Genomic DNA, 2296 nt, shown 5'->3' on the forward strand with positions numbered 1-2296 from the left:
GCCCCTCATCTGGCTGCCGCCATCTTCTCCCCGTAAACGGGGCGAAGGACGCTGTCATCGCCGCTTTCGCCAATCGCCAACGTTGCAGAAAAGGCGCCGGCGTCGCGACAGCACCTTTCGCCCCGTTTACGGGGAGAAATGCTCGGCAGGGCAATGTGGGGCGGCGCTGACCTGCGATAGGCGTACGCTAGCCGGGGCCTCTATCCTCAATCCTGACCCGGTTTTGACTTTGCGAATGGCTTCCCCCACTCCGTCGCTGCTACGCAGCGCCACCTCTCCCCCCTCCGGAGGAACCCAAGAGGGGCGAAGGCTCAGCTCTCCAACCAAACCTTCTCGAAATGCTGCTCCAGCGCCTGGTGCTGTTCGCAGCCTTCGACGCCCTTGCGGTAGGTGCGGTAGACCGAGCGCCAGTAGGGTTGGATGATGATGCCTGAATCGCGCAAATTCTGCTCGATCTTGCCCATGATCTCCTTGCGCGCCTTGGCGTCCGGTGTGGCCAGCGCCTTGTCGAGCAGGGTGTCGAATTCGGGATTGGCGTAGGCGCTTTCGTTCCAGGCCGCACCCGATTTATACGCCAGCGCCAGCACCTGGACGCCGAGCGGGCGGCCGAGCCATTCGGTGCAGGAGAAGGGGTATTTGCTCCAGTCGTTCCAGAAGGTGGCGGCCGGCAGCACGGTGCGCTTGATCTTCAGGCCGGCCTCGCGCATCTGCGCACCGATTGCGTCGCCGGTGCTCTTTTGCCATTCGACATCGACGGAGATGAGCTCGAACTCGTGGTCTGATTTGCCGGCCTCAGTGAGCAGCTTCTTCGACTGCTCGACGTCGCGCTTGGCCGGGCCGATATCGGCATATTCGGGGTGCATGGGGCCGACATGGTGGTTGTCGGCGGGCTTGCCGCGGCCGCCGAGGCCGAGTGCCAGCACGGCGGAATTGTCGACGGCGAGCTGGGCGGCGCGGCGCACCTTGACGTCGTCATAGGGCGCGTTGGCGACATTGAAGCGGGCGACGATGGTGGAGCCGGTGGCGATCTCGGAATTCATCAGCCCCATCTGCTCGGTCTGCGAGACGGCGTCGGAGGCGGTTTCGTGGTCGGTGTCGATCTCGCCGGATTCGAAGGCCGACAGCATGGCGTTGGGGTCGGAGCCGTAGTCGACCCATTTGATGCCGTCGAGGTGGAATTCGCCCTTCCACCAGGGCTTGTCTTTGCGCTTCACTTCGGCGCCCGTCTCGGCATCCCAGCTGACCAGTTCGCAGGGGCCGGTGGTGATGGCGAGCGCCTTCATCGGATCGGCGTCGCCCTCATAGGAGCGGTGCATGATCAGTGCCGGATAGTCGGCCATGCCGGCGATCAGCGAAATGTCTGGCTTGGGCAGGTTCAGCTTGATGGTGAAGTCGTCGACCTTGGTGATGCCGCCATCAACCACCTTCTTGGTGTCGGCATTGACCAGCGCGCCCATGCGCGCGGCGACCGAATTGCCCGGCACGGAAGCGTCGCACCAGCGGGTGAGGTTGTGGATGACATCGTCGGCGTTGAAGGCATCGCCGTTCGACCAGGAGATGCCCTTGCGCACATGCAGGGTCAGCGTCCTGGCGTCGTCGCTCGCCTCCCAACTTTCGAGCAGCCAGGGCTCGAAGGAGAAGTCGGTGTTCCAGCGCACCAGATATTCGTTGCAGTGGCGGGCGACGTTGGACATCTCGACGCCGTCGAAGGTGCGCGGGTCCTTGAAGCCCTTGACGTTCATGGCGACGCGCAGCACGCCGCCCTTCTTCGGTTCGGCCGCGCGGGCAGGGGTGGTGCCGAGCCCGCCCAGCGCCAGCGCGCCGGCGGCGCTGACGCCGAGCCCGGCCATCAAGGCGAGATATTCGCGGCGGTTGATGCCGCCGGTCCTGAAATCGTCGGCAACGGGCTTGGCCTGCGGGTGCAGTTTGCGGTCGGTCAGCATGAATTTCATCGTCGTTCCCCTGTTGTTGATGCATGCCGCCCAAAAGTGCCCAGCGGTTTTGGGACAACGGCATGCACAAAAAAATCGCCCCGGCCGATCGACAGACGCGGGGGCGGACGCGACCGCCGGGTGCCGTTGCCTGAGGGGAATGATAAAGCGGGGTGACGTTGCGGAGTGTTCGGTTTTCCGCAGTGATTGTGCGGTGCTCCGCAGGGGGAGTCGGCAGTGCGCTTATGCTTTGCAGCCGCGCTGCGAGGAAATGCGCCAACGGCGCGGCGCCAATCTCCCTCCTTGAGGGGGAGATTGGCGCTCCGCCGGCAGCGCCTCAATACCGCCACTCACCCCTACCCAGC

General features: G+C 64.5%; 1 protein-coding gene. It reads right to left on the reverse strand.

Annotated features, from left to right (window positions below; all coding sequences use genetic code 11):
* Positions 1–311 precede the first annotated feature (311 nt).
* A complete protein-coding gene (locus EN943_RS36610; protein WP_127416570.1) occupies positions 312–1952 on the reverse strand; it encodes an ABC transporter substrate-binding protein in 1641 nt (546 codons plus the stop codon).
* Positions 1953–2296: the final 344 nt, after the last annotated feature.

Origin of the sequence: Mesorhizobium sp. M7A.F.Ca.US.006.01.1.1 (assembly GCF_003997935.1) — a bacterium.
GTDB lineage: Bacteria > Pseudomonadota > Alphaproteobacteria > Rhizobiales > Rhizobiaceae > Mesorhizobium.

Bases quoted from the DNA above. Each gene is read 5' to 3' on its own strand.
- EN943_RS36610 (WP_127416570.1), bottom strand. From the start codon at position 1,952: ATGAAATTCATGCTGACCGACCGCAAACTGCACCCGCAGGCCAAGCCC.